The sequence below is a fragment of the Agromyces sp. NPDC060279 genome (assembly GCF_042726785.1).
Classification (GTDB): Bacteria; Actinomycetota; Actinomycetes; order Actinomycetales; family Microbacteriaceae; genus Agromyces.
On the sequence record NZ_JBHXBK010000006.1, the window covers coordinates 136070 to 153083 of the forward strand.

18 protein-coding genes and 1 tRNA gene are annotated in these 17014 nt (G+C 72.6%); 12 read left to right on the forward strand and 7 right to left on the reverse strand.

Features of this window, described 5'->3' with window-relative positions; genetic code table 11:
• Positions 1–5 precede the first annotated feature (5 nt).
• The 5 genes from ACFWE1_RS15265 (at position 6) to ACFWE1_RS15285 (ending at position 4847) form a co-directional block, all read left to right on the forward strand.
• Entirely contained in the window at positions 6–1613 is a 1608-nt protein-coding gene (locus tag ACFWE1_RS15265) for an amidohydrolase family protein (RefSeq protein WP_376934260.1), read from the forward strand.
• Positions 1613–2344 (forward strand): IclR family transcriptional regulator, encoded by a 732-nt coding sequence (locus tag ACFWE1_RS15270; protein WP_376934261.1) that lies wholly within the window; start codon positions 1613–1615, stop codon positions 2342–2344. Before ACFWE1_RS15265 ends, ACFWE1_RS15270 begins: the two co-directional genes overlap by 1 nt.
• Positions 2345–2393: 49 nt before the next feature.
• Entirely contained in the window at positions 2394–2777 is a 384-nt protein-coding gene (locus ACFWE1_RS15275) for a RidA family protein (RefSeq protein WP_376934262.1), read from the forward strand.
• Positions 2778–2915: 138 nt separating this feature from the next.
• Entirely contained in the window at positions 2916–4427 is a 1512-nt protein-coding gene (locus ACFWE1_RS15280) for an APC family permease (RefSeq protein ID WP_376934263.1), read from the forward strand.
• A gap of 126 nt (positions 4428–4553) precedes the next feature.
• Positions 4554–4847, forward strand: coding sequence for an acylphosphatase (locus ACFWE1_RS15285; RefSeq protein WP_376934264.1), 294 nt, complete (start codon positions 4554–4556; stop codon positions 4845–4847).
• Between the two features lie 79 nt (positions 4848–4926).
• Here the strand turns inward: ACFWE1_RS15285 and rplA are convergent, their stop codons facing one another.
• The 5 genes from rplA to ACFWE1_RS15310 form a co-directional block, all read right to left on the reverse strand.
• Positions 4927–5616 (reverse strand): 50S ribosomal protein L1, encoded by a 690-nt coding sequence (gene rplA, locus ACFWE1_RS15290; RefSeq protein WP_376934265.1) that lies wholly within the window; start codon positions 5614–5616, stop codon positions 4927–4929.
• A 123-nt stretch (positions 5617–5739) separates the two neighbouring features.
• Positions 5740–6168, reverse strand: a complete 429-nt coding sequence (rplK, locus tag ACFWE1_RS15295) for a 50S ribosomal protein L11 (protein ID WP_376934266.1) — start codon at positions 6166–6168, stop codon at positions 5740–5742.
• Between the two features lie 156 nt (positions 6169–6324).
• The gene (gene nusG / locus ACFWE1_RS15300) at positions 6325–7251 is read right to left on the reverse strand and encodes a transcription termination/antitermination protein NusG (RefSeq protein ID WP_376934267.1); all 927 of its coding nucleotides are present in this window, start codon (positions 7249–7251) and stop codon (positions 6325–6327) included.
• Between the two features lie 71 nt (positions 7252–7322).
• On the reverse strand, positions 7323–7598 hold the full coding sequence (gene secE / locus ACFWE1_RS15305; protein WP_230768106.1) for a preprotein translocase subunit SecE: 276 nt from the start codon (positions 7596–7598) through the stop codon (positions 7323–7325).
• A 39-nt stretch (positions 7599–7637) separates the two neighbouring features.
• A tRNA-Trp gene (locus ACFWE1_RS15310) sits at positions 7638–7710 on the reverse strand.
• A gap of 158 nt (positions 7711–7868) precedes the next feature.
• Here ACFWE1_RS15310 and dgt point away from each other — a divergent pair.
• Positions 7869–9386 carry a dGTP triphosphohydrolase gene (gene dgt / locus ACFWE1_RS15315; RefSeq protein WP_376934268.1) on the forward strand — a complete coding sequence of 506 codons (1518 nt, stop codon included), beginning with the start codon at positions 7869–7871 and terminating at the stop codon, positions 9384–9386.
• A 64-nt stretch (positions 9387–9450) separates the two neighbouring features.
• Positions 9451–10677: a pyridoxal phosphate-dependent aminotransferase gene (locus tag ACFWE1_RS15320; protein ID WP_376934269.1), complete on the forward strand. Its 1227-nt coding sequence runs from the start codon at positions 9451–9453 to the stop codon at positions 10675–10677.
• Positions 10678–10704: 27 nt separating this feature from the next.
• Here the strand turns inward: ACFWE1_RS15320 and ACFWE1_RS15325 are convergent, their stop codons facing one another.
• A complete protein-coding gene (locus ACFWE1_RS15325; RefSeq protein ID WP_376934270.1) occupies positions 10705–11604 on the reverse strand; it encodes a LysR family transcriptional regulator ArgP in 900 nt (299 codons plus the stop codon).
• Between the two features lie 71 nt (positions 11605–11675).
• On the opposite strand from ACFWE1_RS15325, the gene ACFWE1_RS15330 reads away from it, so the two are divergent.
• Positions 11676–12416, forward strand: a complete 741-nt coding sequence (locus tag ACFWE1_RS15330) for a LysE/ArgO family amino acid transporter (RefSeq protein ID WP_376934271.1) — start codon at positions 11676–11678, stop codon at positions 12414–12416.
• Between the two features lie 38 nt (positions 12417–12454).
• Here the strand turns inward: ACFWE1_RS15330 and ACFWE1_RS15335 are convergent, their stop codons facing one another.
• The gene (locus ACFWE1_RS15335) at positions 12455–13243 is read right to left on the reverse strand and encodes a hypothetical protein (RefSeq protein ID WP_376934272.1); all 789 of its coding nucleotides are present in this window, start codon (positions 13241–13243) and stop codon (positions 12455–12457) included.
• Between the two features lie 136 nt (positions 13244–13379).
• Here ACFWE1_RS15335 and ACFWE1_RS15340 point away from each other — a divergent pair, with 136 nt between their 5' ends.
• Genes ACFWE1_RS15340 through ACFWE1_RS15355 form a run of 4 tightly spaced genes read left to right on the forward strand, consistent with a single transcriptional unit; the run spans position 13380 to position 17010 of the window.
• On the forward strand, positions 13380–14309 hold the full coding sequence (locus tag ACFWE1_RS15340; RefSeq protein ID WP_376934273.1) for an ABC transporter ATP-binding protein: 930 nt from the start codon (positions 13380–13382) through the stop codon (positions 14307–14309).
• Entirely contained in the window at positions 14306–15169 is an 864-nt protein-coding gene (locus ACFWE1_RS15345) for an ABC transporter permease (RefSeq protein WP_376934274.1), read from the forward strand. Before ACFWE1_RS15340 ends, ACFWE1_RS15345 begins: the two co-directional genes overlap by 4 nt.
• A gap of 21 nt (positions 15170–15190) precedes the next feature.
• Entirely contained in the window at positions 15191–16369 is a 1179-nt protein-coding gene (locus ACFWE1_RS15350; RefSeq protein ID WP_376934275.1) for a sensor histidine kinase, read from the forward strand.
• Complete coding sequence (locus tag ACFWE1_RS15355; protein WP_376934276.1) at positions 16366–17010, forward strand: response regulator; 645 nt, start codon at positions 16366–16368, stop codon at positions 17008–17010. Before ACFWE1_RS15350 ends, ACFWE1_RS15355 begins: the two co-directional genes overlap by 4 nt.
• Positions 17011–17014: the final 4 nt, after the last annotated feature.

The window sequence follows — 17014 nt, forward strand, 5'->3', positions numbered from 1 at the left end:
CGAGCATGAGCGATTCCCGAACCGTCATCCGCGAGGTCCGGCTCGATCCCGCCGCCGAGCCCGTCGACCTCGTCCTCGACGGCGAGCGCATCGCCGCGGTGCAGCCCCCCAGCGACCGCGACGCGTCCGGTGTGCGATCCGCCGAGCGGTCGATCGCGGGCGAGGGACGGCTGGTGCTCCCCGGCTTCATCGACGCGCACTCGCACGCCGACGCCCGCGTCTTCGACCCCGAGGTGCAGCTCGCGCTGCTGCGGCAGGGCGTCACGAGCGTCATCGGCGGGCAGGACGGCGTCGGCTTCGCGCCGGGCGACGGGCGGTACGGCGACGAGTACTTCGCCGCCGTCAACGGCCGGCACCCGGGCCCCGGCGGCAGGGTCGCCGAGCTGCTCGCGGGCTACGACGGCCGCACCCCGCTCAACGTCGGCGTGCTCGTGCCGGCCGGCACCGTGCGCCACGAGGTGCTGGGCCGCTCCCCGGCTCCGGCGACGAGCGAGGAGCTCACCGCGATGCGCGCCCTCGTCGCCGCCGGGCTCGACGACGGCGCCCTGGGCCTGTCGAGCGGTCTCGACTACGTGCCCGGCATCTTCGCCGACGTCGCCGAGCTCGCCGGGCTCGCCGCCGACCTCGGCGAGCGCGGCGGCGTCTACGTCTCGCACCTCCGCGGCGGCTACGAGGCGAATTCCGCGGCCGGCATCGCCGAGCTCGCCGAGATCGGCCGCCGGGCCGGCGCGCCCGTGCACGTCTCGCACTTCCACGCCGAGCCGGCGATCGTGCACGGGCTCATGGCCGAGCTCGCCGAGGCCGGCCTCGACGCGAGCTTCGACGCCTACCCGTACGGGCGCGGCTGCTCCCTGCTCGCGATGCCGCTGCTGCCGCCGGAGCTCGGAGTGCGTCCCGCCGAGGAGCTCGTCGGGCTGCTCGCCGACGAGCGGGTGCGGGCGGAGCTCGTGCGCGACTGGTTCCCAGGCATCGCCGATTACCCGAGCCTCGGCCCGGCCTGGCCGGAGATGCTCGTGTTCGGCCACCTCGCGGCGCCCGAACTCGACTGGGCGCACGGGCTGACGCTCGCCCAGGCCGCCGCCCGCGTCGACCGCAGCCCGGCCGAGTTCGCCCTCGACGCCCTCGTCGTCAGCCGCCTCGAGGTCAACGTCGTGATGGCCGTGCAGCGGGAGCGGACCGCGGCGGAGCTCGCCGGCATCCTCGCCCACCCGCGGGCCATGGGCGGCTCCGACGGCATCTTCGTGGGCCGGCATCCGCACCCGCGGGCGCGCGGCAGCTTCGCCCGCTATCCGCGCGAGCTCGTGCTCGAGCATGGCGTGCTCGACTGGGCCGGACTCGCCGCCTTCGCCTCGACGCGGGCCGTGGACCGCTTCGGCCTCGGCCGGCGCGGCCGCGTCGAGGCCGGAGCCGTCGCCGATCTCGTGCTGCTCGACCCCGCCGCCGTTCGCGACACCGCCACGTACGCTGCACCGCTCGGGCTCGCCGAGGGGATCGACGACGTGCTCGTCGCGGGCGTCCCCGTGCTCGCCGGTGGCCGGCTCACCGGGGAGACGCCGGGCTGGGGCCTGCGCCGCGCCGGTTCGCCCGCCGCCGCGATCGAGGGGAGCCGCTGATGTCGCAGAGCGTGGAGCGGGCCGCCCGCATCATCGACGCCGTCGCCGAGTCGCCGCGCACCGTGGCCGAGCTCGCCGAGGCCTTCGGGCTGCACCGCTCGACCATGTTCCGCGAGCTGCAGTCGCTCGAGCAGGTCGGCTGGGTGCGCCGGCGCAGCTCCGGCCGCTACGCGCTCGGCCCGCGGCTCGCCGCGCTCTCCCGGGAGGCGCTCGAGTCCCTCGACCTGCGCGAGGCCGGGAGCGAGCATGTGCGCCGGCTGCACCGCCGCACCGGCAACACGGTGCACCTCGCGGCGCTCCTCGACGGCTCGATCGTCTACGTCGACAAGGTGGAGGATGCCTCGGGCGTGCGCATGTATTCCCGGATCGGCAAGGCCGTGATCCCCTACTGCTCGGGCGTCGGCAAGGCCATCCTCGCCGAGCTGCCGGAGACCGAGCGGGACGCCGTGCTCGCCGACGTCGACTGGGCACCGTTCACCGAGCGCACGATCACCGACCGGGCCCGCTTCGACGCCGAGCTCGACCGGGTGGCCGCCGCCGGCTACGCCGCCGACGACCGCGAGTTCGAACCCTTCGTGAATTGTCTGGCCGTGCCGGTGGTGTCGAGCATGGGCGTCGTCGGCGCCGTGTCCGTCACCGCCATCCGCATGGTCGCCGACCTCGACGCGCTGAAGCAGCACCTGCCCGCCCTCCGCGCGACGGCGGCGGCGATCGCCGCCGAGCTCGGCTGAGACTCCACCACCCGTCCACCCACCCCACCCAACGAATCAGGAGCATCCCATGCCGAAGACCGCCGTCACCCTCTCGAACGCACCGAAGCCCGCCGGGCCCTACAGCCACGGCGTCGTCGCGAACGGTTTCCTCTACACCGCGGGCTTCGGCCCGCAGGACCCGGCGACGGGCCTCGTCGTCGAGGGCGGCGTGCAGGAGCAGACCCGCCAGGTGCTCCGCAACATCGGCGCCGTGCTCGCCGAGTACGGCCTGGGCTTCGACGACGTCGTCAAGGTGACCGCGCACCTCGAGGACCTCGCCGACTTCGCGGCGTACAACGAGGCCTACGCGGAGTTCTTCCAGGAGCCGTACCCCGTGCGCACGACGGTCGGCTCGCGCCTCGCGAACATCCTCGTCGAGATCGACGTCGTGGCGGCCGTGCCGCAGGACTGATCGCCCGGGGTCCCCTCGAATCATCCGGTTCTATAGCTTTACCCTCGGAGGTATGGCTATGCTGGCGCTCGACCCGCGCGACCGGCCCACGCGACCGGCCCTCGTGACGCGAGATCAACGACGATCGAAGGGACCCCCATGCCTGCAGAACCCGAGGTCACCCACCTCGACGACGCCGAGCACCTCCAGGTGCTCGGCTACGACGACTCGTTCAACCGCTCGATGAGCCTGTGGGCGAACTTCGCCCTCGGCTTCACCTACCTCTCGCCGCTCGTCGGCGTGTACTCGCTGTTCGCCGTCGCGCTCACGATCGGCGGCCCGCCGTCGATCTGGTGGATCGTCATCGTCGGCTGCGGGCAGCTGCTCGTCTCCCTCGTGTTCGGCGAGATCGTCTCCCAGTACCCGATCCACGGCGGCATCTACCCCTGGGCGCGTCGGCTCTGGGGCCGGCGCTACGCGTGGATGGCGGCCTGGGTGTACATCTGGGCGATGATCGTGACGATCACCGCGGTCGCCGAGTTCGGCTCCGGCTTCGTCGCGAGCCTGTTCGACCTCGAGCTCACCCCCGGGGTGAACCTGGCGATCACGCTCGGCCTGCTGCTGCTCGCCTTCGTGTTCAACTTCTCGGGCACGAAGACGCTCGCCCGCGTCGCCCAGATCGGCCTCGCCGCCGAGCTCATCGGCGTCATCGGCCTCGGCCTCTACCTGCTGATCTTCCAGCGCAAGCACGACTTCGGCATCTTCTTCGACACGATGGGCGTCGAGGGCGACGGCAGCTACGCGGTGGCGTTCCTCGGCGCCGCACTCGCCGGGCTCTTCCTCTTCTACGGCTTCGAGGCCTGCGGCGACGTCGCCGAGGAGGTCTCGAACCCCGCGAAGCGCATCCCCCGGGCGATGATGATGACGATCCTCGTCGGCGGCGTCTCCGCGCTGTTCTCCTTCGGCGGCTACGTGCTCGCCGCCCCGAACCTCGAAGCGATCGTCTCGGGCGAGGACGCGGACCCGATCCCCGGCATCCTGGCCGACACCCTCGGCCCGGTCGGCGCGAAGATCTTCCTCGTCGTCGCGATCACCGCGTTCATCTCCTGCGTGCTGAGCCTGCAGGCGGCGGCGAGCCGGCTGCTGTTCTCCTTCGCCCGCGACGGGATGATCCCGGGGCACACCTGGCTCGCGAAGGTCTCGCCGCGCAACAAGGTGCCCACGAACGCGCTCATCGTCGCGTGCACGGTGCCCGCGATCATCAGCGTGCTGATCTTCCTCAACGGCAACCTGCTCGTGCCGATCACCTCCTTCGCGGTGCTCGGCATCTACCTCGCGTTCCAGATGGTCGTGCTCGCCTCGCTCCGGCAGCGGGCGAAGGGCTGGCGCCCGGCCGGACCGTTCTCACTGCGCGGCGCGGGCGTCGTAGTGAACATCCTCGCGCTCGCGTACGGCGTCTTCGCGATCGTGCTCATCGCGCGGCCCGGAGAGTCCGGCGACGTGTTCGCCGACTGGGTCGTGCTGATCGGCCTCGGCATCGTGCTCGTCACGGGGCTCGCGTACCTGTTCATCGCCCGCCCCGACCGCAAGTCGAGCGCCCCCGAGGGCGACGCCATCGCCGTGGCCGAGGCCATCCGCACCCGCACCGGCGCGACCCCCGTCCGGCGGTAACCCGCCCTCCCACCACGAGGGGGTCGAATTCCGACGGATGCGGCATCGCACACGGATTCGGATGTCGCAGAACGACCCCCTCGGTGGTGCGGGGCGGTGCGCGAGGGGGTGGGATAGCGTGGCGGGGTGATCCGCCGCCACGTCCTCGTCTCCGGCCACGTCCAAGGGGTCGGCTACCGCTACCTCGCCCGCAAGCACGCCGATCGGCTCGGCCTCGCGGGCTGGGTGCGGAACCTCCCCGACGGGCGCGTCGAGGCCGAGATCGAGGGCGAGCCCGCGGCGGTCGAGACCATGCTGCGGCGGCTCGAGGCCGGTCCGCCCGGATCCCGGGTGACCGGCCTCGAGGTCGCCGAGCGTCCGCTCGCCGAGCCGGGCGAGGACCCCGACGAGCGCGGCGGCCGGTTCCGCATCCTGCGCTGACGGCGCCGAGCGCGGACCGCCCCGAGACGCAGAACGGCCCGCCGGATCACCGGCGGGCCGTTCTGGTGTCTGAGCGGACTCAGATGGCGTTGACGTCCAGCGGGATGCCGGGACCGAAGGTGGTCGACACGGCGCCCTTCTGGATGTAGCGGCCCTTCGAGCTCGACGGCTTGAGGCGCAGGACCTCTTCGAGCGCAGCCTTGGCGTTCTCCTCGAGCTGCTCGGCCGAGAAGGAGGCCTTGCCGACGACGAAGTGCACGTTGGCGTGCTTGTCGACGCGGAACTCGATCTTGCCGCCCTTGATGTCGGAGACGGCCTGGCCGACGTTCGGGGTCACGGTGCCGGTCTTCGGGTTCGGCATGAGGCCGCGCGGACCGAGCACCTTGCCGAGACGGCCGACCTGGCCCATGAGCTCGGGCGTCGAGACGGCCGAGTCGAAGGCGGTGTAGCCCGCGGCGACCTTCTCGATGAGCTCGGCGCCGCCGACCTCGTCGGCGCCGGCCGCGATCGCGGCCTCGGCGGCGGGGCCGGTCGCGAACACGATGACGCGGGCGGTCTTGCCGGTGCCGTGCGGGAGGATGACGGTGCCGCGCACCATCTGGTCGGCCTTGCGGGGGTCGACGCCGAGCTTCAGCGCGACCTCGACGGTCGAGTCGAACTTCGCCGAGCCGGTCTCCTTGGCGAGGGCGACGGCCTCGCTCGGGGTGTAGTACTTGCCGGCCTCGATCTTCTCGGCCGCGGCCCGGTAGGCCTTGGACTTCTGTGCCATGTTGCTTCTCCTTGCGAGAATGTGGTCATCGCGCCTGGCGGGCGCTGCCACGAGTGAGAGTTCTGAAGGCGGATGCCTCGAGGCATCCATCCGACGGGCTCAGCGCGTGAGCCCGCGAGGCGATTACTCGACCGTGATGCCCATCGACCGGGCGGTGCCGGCGATGATCTTCGACGCGGCCTCGAGGTCGTTCGCGTTCAGGTCGGACATCTTCTGCTCGGCGATCGCACGAACCTGGTCGGGGCTGATCTTGCCGACCTTGGTGGTGTGCGGGACGCCGGAACCCTTGGCGACGCCGGCGGCCTTCTTGATGAGCTCCGCGGCGGGCGGGGTCTTCAGGATGAAGGTGAAGCTGCGGTCCTCGTAGACGGTGATCTCGACGGGGATCACGTTGCCGCGCTGCGACTCGGTGGCCGCGTTGTAGGCCTTGCAGAACTCCATGATGTTCACGCCGTGCTGACCCAGCGCCGGACCGATCGGCGGGGCGGGGTTGGCGGCGCCGGCGTTGATCTGAAGCTTGATCAGACCAGTGACCTTCTTCTTCGGTGCCATGATTTCTCTCTTTCTGTTCGAACGCCCCGGCGGGGCACTCTCCCGTCACTCCGGCGGTTCCGGGTGGCGGTGGATCGTGTGGTTCGGGCTGGCCCGAACGCAGCACAACCCTCCGAGTATACCGGAGGGTCGGCTGGACGCGCGGTGGGAAGCCTGCTAGAGCTTCGTGACCTGGTCGAAGCTGAGCTCGACCGGGGTCTCACGCTCGAAGAGCGAGACGAGGACCGTGAGCTTGCCGCTCTCGGGCTTGATCTCGCTGATCGTGCCGGGCAGGCCGGCGAAGGAGCCGTCCTTGATGGTGATGGTCTCGCCGACCTCGAAGTCGACCTCGGCCTGCACCTGACGAGCGGCGCCGGAGGCCGCGGCGGCCTTCGAGCCCTTCGCGGAGGGCACGTCGGCGGGGGCGACGAGGCTCTTCAGCATGCCGAAGGCCTCCTCGAAGCGCAGCGGCGTCGGGTTGTGGGCGTTGCCCACGAAGCCGGTGACGCCCGGGGTGTGGCGGATGACCGACCACGAGTCCTCGTTGAGCTCCATGCGCACGAGCACGTAGCCGGGGATGCGCACGCGAGTGACCATCTTGCGCTGGCCGTTCTTGATCTCGACGACGTCTTCCATCGGCACTTCGACCTGGTAGATGTAGTCGGCCATCGCCATCGACTCGCGGCGCTGCTCGATGTTCGCCTTCACGCGGCGCTCGAAGCCCGCGTAGGAGTGGATGACGTACCACTTGCCCGGCAGGAAGCGCAGCTCGGCCCGGAACTCCTCGTACGGGTCGAACTCGTCTTCGGCCTCTTCTTCGACGGCCTCCGCGGCCGCCTCGGCCTCGTCGGCGGAGTCGATCTCGAGGGCGTCGTCGACGACCGCGTCGGCCTCGGGGTCGCTCGCCTCGGCGAGGGAGTCGAGGACGGCGTCGAGGTCGACCTCGTTGCCCTCGTCGTCCACCACGTGGACGGCGACGTGCTCGGCCGCCTCGGAGGAGTCCTCCTCGTGCTGGTTGACGTTGCCCGTCTGCGCCTCGTCGTCCTCGGCCGACTGCTCGGCAGCCGTGGCCCAGTCGACGTCGTCGCGCTCAGTCCTTGACACTTCTGATCCTTACTTCGTGAGTCCCGACCGGCACTCGGCGAGTCTCGGTCGACGTGGGCCCGAAGCCCCGATCAGACTCCCGGTTGCCCGAAGACGTACACCACCAGCAGACCGAACAGCTGGTCGAGGCCCCAGACGAGCGCCATCATGATGATGACGAAGACGAGCACGACGATCGTGAAATTGACGAGCTCCTTGCGGGTCGGGGTGACGACCTTCTTCAGTTCTGCGATGACCTGACGGATGAACAGGGCGATCCGGGCGAACGGATTCCGACGCGCAGCGCGGTCGCGCTTGGCGTTGGCGACGACATCCTCGCTGGGTTCGTCGATGATCTTCCGGGCCACCTGTACACCTTTCGTGGGCCGGCATTCACTGCCGGCTCGCAGGGCGGACAGGACTCGAACCTGCAACCTGCGGTTTTGGAGACCGCTGCTCTACCAATTGAGCCACCGCCCTAGGCCCCCGTTGCTGGGGCCGAGGAGGCTGCCCGCCTCGCCGCAGCCGACCGCGTCCGAAACGGATTTCGGGCGCAGTGAAGCATTGCCGGAACAAGCAACCTCACCCAGTCTATGCGACGCGAGCGGCTCGCGCGAACCGACGCCTACATTGGGACCATGACCCCGGACCGCGCCGCCCGCCGCACGCCCGAACCGAGCTCGAGCGTCGAGGTCACCGGCGAGCACTCCCAGTTCCGCCTCGACCTCGAGCGGATCCGCTTCTCGCCCTACTTCTCGCGCCTGTCCGCCGTGACCCAGGTCATCGCGCAGCCCGGCGCCGGGCCGCTCATCCACAACCGGCTCACCCACTCGATCAAGGTGACCGCCGTGGCCCGCGCGATCGCCGTCGGCTTCGCCGACCCCGCCTCGCCGGCGAACGCCCTCGCCCGCGAGCACGGCTGCGACGCCGTCGTCGTGCAGGCCGCCGCGAGCGCGCACGACCTCGGCCACCCGCCCTTCGGCCACCTCGGCGAGCGCGTGCTCGACCGGCTCGCCCGCGAGACGCTCGGCCTCGCCGACGGCTTCGAGGGCAACGCGCAGAGCTACCGCATCCTCGCCACCCTCGACGTGAGCGCCGTCGCCCCGCACGGCCTGAACCTCACCTCCGCGGTGCGGGCCGCCGTCGCGAAGTACCCATGGACGCGGTTCGCCCGTCCCGTGCCGTTCCCCGACGGCGGCCTGCCGCGCGGGCTCCGGCTCGTCGACGGCGCCGTCGAGGCCGGCAAGTTCTCGGCGTACGACCTCGACGCCGCCGACCTCGCCGCCGCGCGCACCGGGCTGCCGCCCATGGCGCAGTCGCTCGAGTGCTCGATCATGGACACCGCCGACGACATCGCCTACTCCATCCACGATGTCGACGACTTCTACCGGGCCGGGCTGCTCAGCCAGGGCGCCGTGGCGCGGGAGTTCCGCGGCTGGACGCAGGCCGCGACCGAGCTGCGCGAACTCGCCGACGAGGAGCTCGCCGCCCGGACCGCACCGCCGGGCTCCGCCCTCGAGGCGCTCCGCCGCAAGCTCCGCCGCTCCGACGACTGGATCGCCGACGACGACGCCTTCGCCGCCGCGGTCGGCGTCGTCGCCGACGACCTCGTCGACGGGCTGCTCGCCTCCCCCTTCGACGGCTCGATCGCATCCGAGCGGGCGCTGTCCTCCTTCACGAACGGCTGGATCGGGCACCTGCAGACCTCCGTCGTGCCCGCACCGCCCGGCGTCGCCCGCACGGGCCTCGTCACGCTCGACCGCGGGGCCTGGCACGAGGTGGAGATCCTGAAGTTCGTGCACCGGCACTTCATCCTCGACCGGGCGGACATCGCGATGTACCAGCGCGGGCTCAGCCGGGTGCTGACCCGCGCCGTCAAGGGGCTCACCGCGTGGGCGAGCGACGAGTACGACCGGCACCGGGTGCCGCAGCGGCTGCGCGAGCTCATCGAGATCGCGACCGACGGCTACGCCCTGCTGCGGCGCACCCGCCCGGAGGGCGTGCCGGTGCCCGAGGTCGGCGAGCTCGCCCGCCTCGGCGTCGGTCGCGGCGTCGTCGACTACGTCGCCTCGCTCTCGGACGACCAGGCGCTCGCGGTGTCCGAGGCGATCGACGGACGGCCGGACCGGCTCTGGGACATCGGTCAGAACCTCTGATTCCAGGGCGGATGCCGGTCGGATCGACGGTCCGGCGGAGGCAGTCGCTCGGTAGACTCGCGGTGTGACCGAGAAGCCGCGCCTGTCCGCCCGCATCGCCGCCATCGCCGAGTCCGCGACCCTGAAGGTCGACGCGAAGGCGAAGGCCCTCCAGGCCGAGGGGCGCCCGGTCATCTCCTACGCGGCCGGCGAGCCCGACTTCGCGACGCCGGAGCACATCGTCGAGGCGGCGCTCGCCGCCACGCATGACCCCAAGAACTACCGTTACACGCCGGCCGCCGGGCTGCCCGAGCTCCGCGAAGCGATCGCCGACAAGACGCGGCGCGACTCCGGGCTCGAGGTGCCCGCCTCTCAGGTCGTCGTCACGAACGGCGGCAAGCAGGCGGTCTACCAGGCGTTCCAGGTGCTGCTCGACGAGGGCGACGAGGTGCTCGTGCCGACGCCCTACTGGACCACCTACCCCGAGGCGATCAAGCTCGCCGGCGGGCGGCAGGTCGACGTCTTCGCCGGCAGCGAGCAGGGCTACCTCGTCACGGTCGAGCAGCTCGAGGCCGCCCGCACCGAGCGCACCAAGGCGCTGCTCTTCGTCTCGCCCTCGAACCCGACGGGCGCGGTGTACCCGCCCGAGCAGGTGCGGGCGATCGGCGAGTGGGCACTCGAGCACGGCATCTGGGTGATCGCCGACGAGATCTACCAGAACCTCACGTACGCGGGCCTCGACACCGAGGCGGGCGCGCCCGCGCCGCGCGCGCTGTCGATCGTCGAGGCCGTGCCCGGGCTCGCCGAGCAGGCGATCCTCGTGAACGGCGTCGCGAAGACCTACGCGATGACCGGGTGGCGGCTCGGCTGGATGGTCGGCCCCGCCGACGTCATCAAGGGCGCCGCGAACCTGCAGTCGCACCTCACCTCGAACGTGTCGAACATCTCGCAGCGGGCCGCGATCGCCGCGCTGACCGGCCCGCAGCAGCCCGTGGAGCAGATGCGCCGCGCCTTCGACCGCCGCCGCCGCACGATCGTCGGCGAGCTGTCGAAGATCGAGGGCCTGCGCGTGCCGGTGCCCGAGGGCGCGTTCTACGTCTACCCCGACGTGACCGGCCTCCTCGGCCGCGAGTGGGGCGGCGTCACGCCGACCACCTCGCTCGAGCTCGCCGACCTCATCCTCGAGCGCGCCGAGGTCGCCGCGGTGCCCGGCGAGGCGTTCGGGCCGAGCGGCTTCCTGCGCTTCAGCTACGCGCTCGGCGACGAGCCGCTGCTCGAGGGCGTGCAGCGCCTGCAGCGCCTCTTCGGCTGAGCCTGACGGTTCCCCCGCCCGGCCGGGTCAGCTGAACGCGCGGCGGGCCTCCGCCACGACGGCGTCGGCGATCGTGTCGAGCAGCGGCGAGCGCAGGTTCCACTGCTGCCAGTGCAGCGGCACGTCGATCGGCGGGCCGCCGAGCGGCACGAGCCGCCCGTCGGCGAGCTCCTCGTCGCTCTGGAAGCCGGGCAGCATGCCCCAGCCGAGCCCGAGCTTCACGGCGACGGCGAAGTCGTTCGACGCGGGCACGTAGTGCCTGGGCGGCGCGGCGTCGTCGGCCCCGACGAAGCGCAGGAAGCCCGTCTGCAGGTCGTCGCGCCGGTCGAAGTCCACGAGCGGCGCGCCCGACAGCGCCGCGGGCGTCATGCCCCCGGGCAGCCAGCGCGCCACGTACTCCGGCGTCGCGACGGCGCGGTAGCGCATCACGCCGAGCGGCCTGGCGACGCAGCCGGCGACCGGCGTCGCCTGCGAGGTGATCGCCGCCATGACGGTGCCCGACTCGAGCAGCTCGGCGGTGAAGTCCTGGTCGTCGCGGTGCAGGTCGAAGACGACGGGATACCTCGCCGCGAGCCCGGCGAGGGTGGGCAGGATCCAGGTGCCGAGCGTGTCGGCGTTCACCGCGAGCGGGACGGCGATGGGGCGGCGGTCGACCTCGCCATCCGTCCGACCGAGCGCGAAGCCCGCGAGCGCGTCGTGCTCGAGCAGCGCGAGCTGCCGCGCGTAGCGCACCACCGCCTGCCCGGCCTCGGTCGCGCGCACCGGCTTCTGCCGCACGAGGAGCACGCGGCCGAGGTGCTGCTCGAGCGCTTTGATGCGCTGCGACACGGCCGAGGGCGTGATCTGCAGCGCCCGGGAGGCGGCGTCGAAGGTGCCCTCGGCGACGACGGTCGCGAGGGTGCGGGCGAGTTCGGCCGGGATCTCCATCTGTAGCCATGCTAATGCTGATGAAGAATCCTGAACTGTACTTCAGGCATCCGGCGACCTAGCGTCAAGGCGTGGATCTCAGCTCGACCCTCGCCGGCCTCGGCCTCGGCCTCTCGCTCATCGTCGCCATCGGCGCGCAGAACGTGTTCGTGCTGCGCCAGGGCATCCGCCGCGAGCACGTCTTCGCGGTCGCGGCGGTCTGCGCGGTCTCGGACGCCGTGCTCATCCTCGCCGGGGTGTCGGGCATCGGGGCCGTGCTCACCGCGGTGCCGTGGCTCGTCGACGTCGTGCGCTGGGCGGGCGCCGCGTTCCTCGCGGGCTACGCCGTGCTCGCTGCGAAGCGGGCGATCCGCCCGAGCGGTGCGACGCTCGGCTCCGGCGCATCAACGGCGGCGCCGTCCGACGGGACACCGGACGGCGCCGCACCCTCCGCCAGCGGCCCGGCCGCCACGACCGCGACGGCCGGCACGCTCACCGCCGCGCCCGCCCGGCCGACGCACGACACCGCCACTGGCACCCGCACGACCCTCCTCGCGACGCTCGGTACCTGCCTCGCGCTCACCTGGCTGAACCCGCACGTCTATCTCGACACCGTGTTCCTGCTCGGCTCGGTCGCCAACGGGCACGGCGAGGGCCGCTGGTGGTTCGCGCTCGGGGCCGCGCTCGGCTCGCTGCTGTGGTTCTTCGGCCTCGCCTACGGGGCCCGGCTGCTCGGCCGGGTGCTCTCGACCCCGCGGGCCTGGCGGATCCTCGACGGCGTCATCGCGGTCGTGATGCTCGCCCTCGCGGTGTCGCTCGTGCTGCCGCGCTGAGCGACGCCGCGCCGAGCGACACGGCGCCGAACCGGCGGTCAGTCGTAGTCGAGCACGAAGTCGCGGGTGACCGACGCCGCAGGGGTGACCTCGTCCCCGGGCGTGATCTCGCAATCGACGAGGATCGCCGCGTAGCCGCCCTCGCCGTCGATGTCCTTCCTGGCGAAGGAGGTGACGACATGCTCGACCCCGCGATCCGTGTAGCCGCCCTCGCGCTGCGCGAACTCGATCGCGTCGTCGCTGTGCCAGGCGGCGATCGCGATCGCACCGCTCGCTGGCACGTTCTCCGTGCGGGTGGTCTCGGAGGCCGACACACGGCCCGTGAAGTACGCCACGATCATCGCCTCGGCGAGCGCCGCGCTGGCGCCGCGACGACCGTTGCCGAGGTCGGCGGCGGTGATCGCGCTCTTCGGATTCGCGTGGAGCTGCACCTCGCAGTTCGCAGAGGACGAAGCGTACGTCTCGTTCCCGCGGAAATCGGGGATCTGCTCCCAATCGCCCTCGAGCGACCACACCGGCCCCGCCCCGAAGTCGACCGCATCGTCGAGGCCGATCATGCTGCTCGGCTCGAACGGCTCCGGCTCCGGCTCCGCTTCCGGCTCGGCCTCCGGCTCCGGCCAGCCCTCCGTGCCGGTGAACCCCGCGCCCGCACCGGCCCGGATCTCGTCCGCCCTGGCGCTCACCGTCGCCGAGACCGCCGCGAGCGACAGCACCCCGATCATGCTCAGCAGCAGCGCGAGCGGCGCCGCGATGGCGAGCACCACCCAGCCCGCGGCGGGCAGGGCCGGATGCCTCGGGCGAGACGCGAACGGGTCCTCGTGCGACACGGTGCTCCGATCCGATCGGGGCGCGCCCCGTCGGCGCGCCGCCTCAGACTAGCGGGCGGCATCCACCGATCGGGGGATGCCGGAATCGCCAGTTCGGGGGTGCCCGCGGCCCCCTCGGACGCGGGAGCATCGCAGCATGGACCAGATTCAGAGCCCCGCCGTGCGGGTGCGCGGCCTGCGCAAGACGTACGGCCAGGTGACCGCCGTCGACGGGATCGACCTCGACATCGCCCGCGGCGAGACGCTCGCCCTGCTCGGACCCAACGGCGCGGGCAAGTCGACCACGATCGAGATCCTCGAGGGCTACCGCCGGCGCAGCTCGGGCGAGGTGTCGGTGCTCGGCGCCGACCCGGCGACGGGCGGCCGCGCGTGGCGCTCCGAGCTCGGCATCGTGCTGCAGTCCGCCGCCGAGACCGGGCTGTACACGGTCCGCGAGCAGCTGCGCCAGTTCGCCGGGTACTACCCGAACCCGCGTGACGTCGACGAGGTCATCGCCGCGGTCGGCCTCGAGCAGAAGGCCGGCACCCGCATCTCGAAGCTCTCCGGCGGACAGCGTCGTCGCGTCGACGTGGCGCTCGGCATCATCGGTCGGCCGCAGTTGCTGTTCCTGGACGAGCCGACCACGGGCTTCGACCCCGAGGCGCGGCGCGAGTTCTGGGGGCTCATCGAACGGCTGAAGGCCGAGGGCACCACGATCCTGCTCACCACCCACTACCTCGACGAGGCGGCGCAGCTCGGCGACCGCGCCGCGGTGATCCTGGGCGGCCGGATCGTCGCCGAGGGCGCCATCGCCGAGCTCGGCGGCCCGGCCGCCAGAGTGCCGATCGTGCGCTGGCGGGATGCCTCGGGCGTGCGCCGCGAGCAGCGCACCGAGCGTCCAGCCGAACTCGTCGCGGCCCTCGCGGCCGAAGCCGCGACCTCGACCGCCGAGGGGCGCGGCGGCGAGCCCGCCGAGCTCGAGGTCATCCGCCCGAGCCTCGAGGACGTCTACCTCGAGCTCGTGAGCGCCGCCGAGGCATCCACCGTCTCCCCCACCGTCGCGATCCCCGAGGAGGCCCGCGCATGAGCGCCGTCACCACTCCGTCCGCCGCCGGCCGTGCCGGCTCCGTCCGTCTGCCGGGCGTGCTCGCCTCGGGGCTCAGCCGGATCGGGTACGAGGTGCGCGGCTACTTCCGCAGCCCGGACACGGTGTTCTTCACCTTCCTGTTCCCGCTCATCATGCTCGGCATCTTCACCGCCGCGTTCAGCTCCTCCGGGGACATCGCGCCCGGGCCGGGCACCGCGGGCGTCAGCGTCGGCGCGTACTACCTGCCCGGCATGCTCGCGGCGGGCGTGCTGCTCTCGGGCGTGCAGAACCTCGCGGTCGACATCGCCGGCGAGAAGGGCGACGGCACGCTGAAGCGGCTCGGCGGCACGCCGCTGTCGCCCGTGTCGTACTTCATCGGCAAGCTCGGGCAGGTCTTCACGACCGGCGTGCTGCAGGCGGGGCTGCTGCTGCTCGTCGCGGCCACCGTCTTCGGCGTCGAGCTGCCGACGAGCGGCGAGGCCTGGCTGACCTTCGCCTGGGTCTTCGTGCTCGGCACGGTCGCCTCGGCCCTGCTCGGCATCGCGCTCTCCGCAGTGCCGCGCAGCGCCCGCTCGGCCACCGCCGTCGTCGTGCCGATCGTGCTCGTGCTGCAGTTCATCTCGGGCGTGTACCTGCAGTTCTCCGCCCTGCCGGAGTGGATGCAGAACCTCGCGAGCCTGTTCCCCCTGAAGTGGATGGCGCAGGGCATGCGCGCCGCGTTCCTGCCGGAGGACTTCGCCGTCATGGAGCAGCACGGCAGCTGGGACCTCGGCTGGGTCGCGCTGTGGCTGCTCGTCTGGCTCGTGATCGGGCTCGTCGCGAGCCGGCTCACGTTCCGCTGGATCCGGCGCGACGCCTGAGCCACGTGAGAGCATGACGGAATGCTGAACCGCCGCTGGTGGGACCTCGCCGCCGTCGCGGTGTCGGCCGTCGTCGTCACCTTCGGCCTCGTCTTCCCGCCGTACGGCCCGCGGGACTGGGGCACCTGGGCGGTCGTCGCGGGATTCCTCCTCGTCTATGCCGGCTACCTCAGGTGGCGGATCGGCTCGGAGGACCCGCGGCACCACGTCGCGATCACCGCCGTCCTCGTGACCGTGGTCTTCGCCGGCACGGCGTTCGACTCCGGCGCCGCGACGCTGCAGGCCTTCGCCTACCCGTTCCTGTGGATCACCGCGCCGTCGACGAAGCGCGCGATCATCGCCAACGTGCTGCTCGGGATCGCGGTCGCCGCCGGCTACGCGGTGGGGCTGGGACCGACGGGCGTGCTCGCGGGCCTCGGTGTCGGCGCGCTCTCGCTGGCGTTCAGCCTCGCCCTCGGCCTGTGGATCACCCGCATCGCCGAGGTCGGCGAGGAGCGGGCGCGGCTGCTCGCCGAGCTGCAGGCCGCCCAGGGGCAGCTCGCGGCGATGCACCGCGAGACGGGCGTGACCGAGGAGCGCGCGCGGCTCGCGCGGGAGATCCACGACACCATCGCGCAGAGCCTCACCGGCCTCGTCATGCTCGCCCAGCGCGCGGAGCGGCGGCTCGACGCCGCGTCGCCCGACGTTCCGGCCGCCCGCGCCGACCTCGGCCTCATCGAGGAGATGGCGCGCGAGGCGCTGACCGAGGCGCGCGGGCTCGTCGCCGCGGTCTCCCCCATCGCGCTCGACACGAGCCTCGCCGACGCGCTCGGCCGACTCGCCGCCGGCTTCGAGCGGGAGACCGGCGTCGCCGTCGCGCTCGACGTGCGCGCACCCGGCCTCGACCGGGAGCTCGAGGTCGTGCTGCTGCGCGCCTCCCAGGAGGGCCTCGCGAACGTGCGGAAGCACGCGCGGGCGGCGACCGCGGCCCTCACCGTCGAGGCGGCGGGCGGGATGGCCCGGCTCGTCGTGCGCGACGACGGCGTCGGCCCGGGCCCCGAGGACGCGCCCGGATTCGGGCTCGCTGGCCTGCGCGACCGGGTCGCCCTCGCCGGCGGGCGGGTCGAATTCGGCGCGGCCCCGGGCGGCGGGGCCGAACTCCGCGTCGAACTGCCCGTCGAGGCATCCGACCGCGTTCCGAGCGAAGGGAGCACCGCATGACCGCTCCGATCCGCGTCGTCGTCGCCGACGACCACCCCATCGTGCGCGCCGGCATCGTCGGCCTGCTCGAGAGCGCCGAGGGCATTGAGGTGGTCGGCGTCGCGGCCGATGGGCTCGAGGCCGTCGCGCTCGCGGCCGAGCTGTCGCCCGCGCTCGTGCTCATGGACCTGCGCATGCCCGGCCTCGACGGCGCCCGGGCGACCGCGCGCATCCTCGCCGAGGGCGGCGGCGTGCGGGTGCTCGTGCTCACCACCTACGACACCGACGAGCACATCGTCGAGGCGATCGAGGCGGGCGCCGCCGGGTACCTGCTGAAGGCGGCGCCGCAGGACGAGATCCTCGCCGGCATCCGCGCCGTCGTCGCGGGCGAGACGGTGCTCGCGCCCTCGGTCGCGGCCCAGCTCGTGCGGCGGATGCGGGCGGATGCCGGCGGCGCGACGGCCCCGCCGCAGGCCCTCTCGCCGCGGGAGCTCGAGGTGCTGCGGCTCGTCGCGGCCGGCAGCTCGAACCCCGAGATCGCCCGCACGCTCGTGATCGGCGAGGCGACGGTGAAGACGCACCTCACGCACGTCTTCGAGAAGCTCGGCGTGAACGACCGCACCCGGGCCGTGACCCGCGCGATGGAGCTCGGGCTGCTCTGAGCCC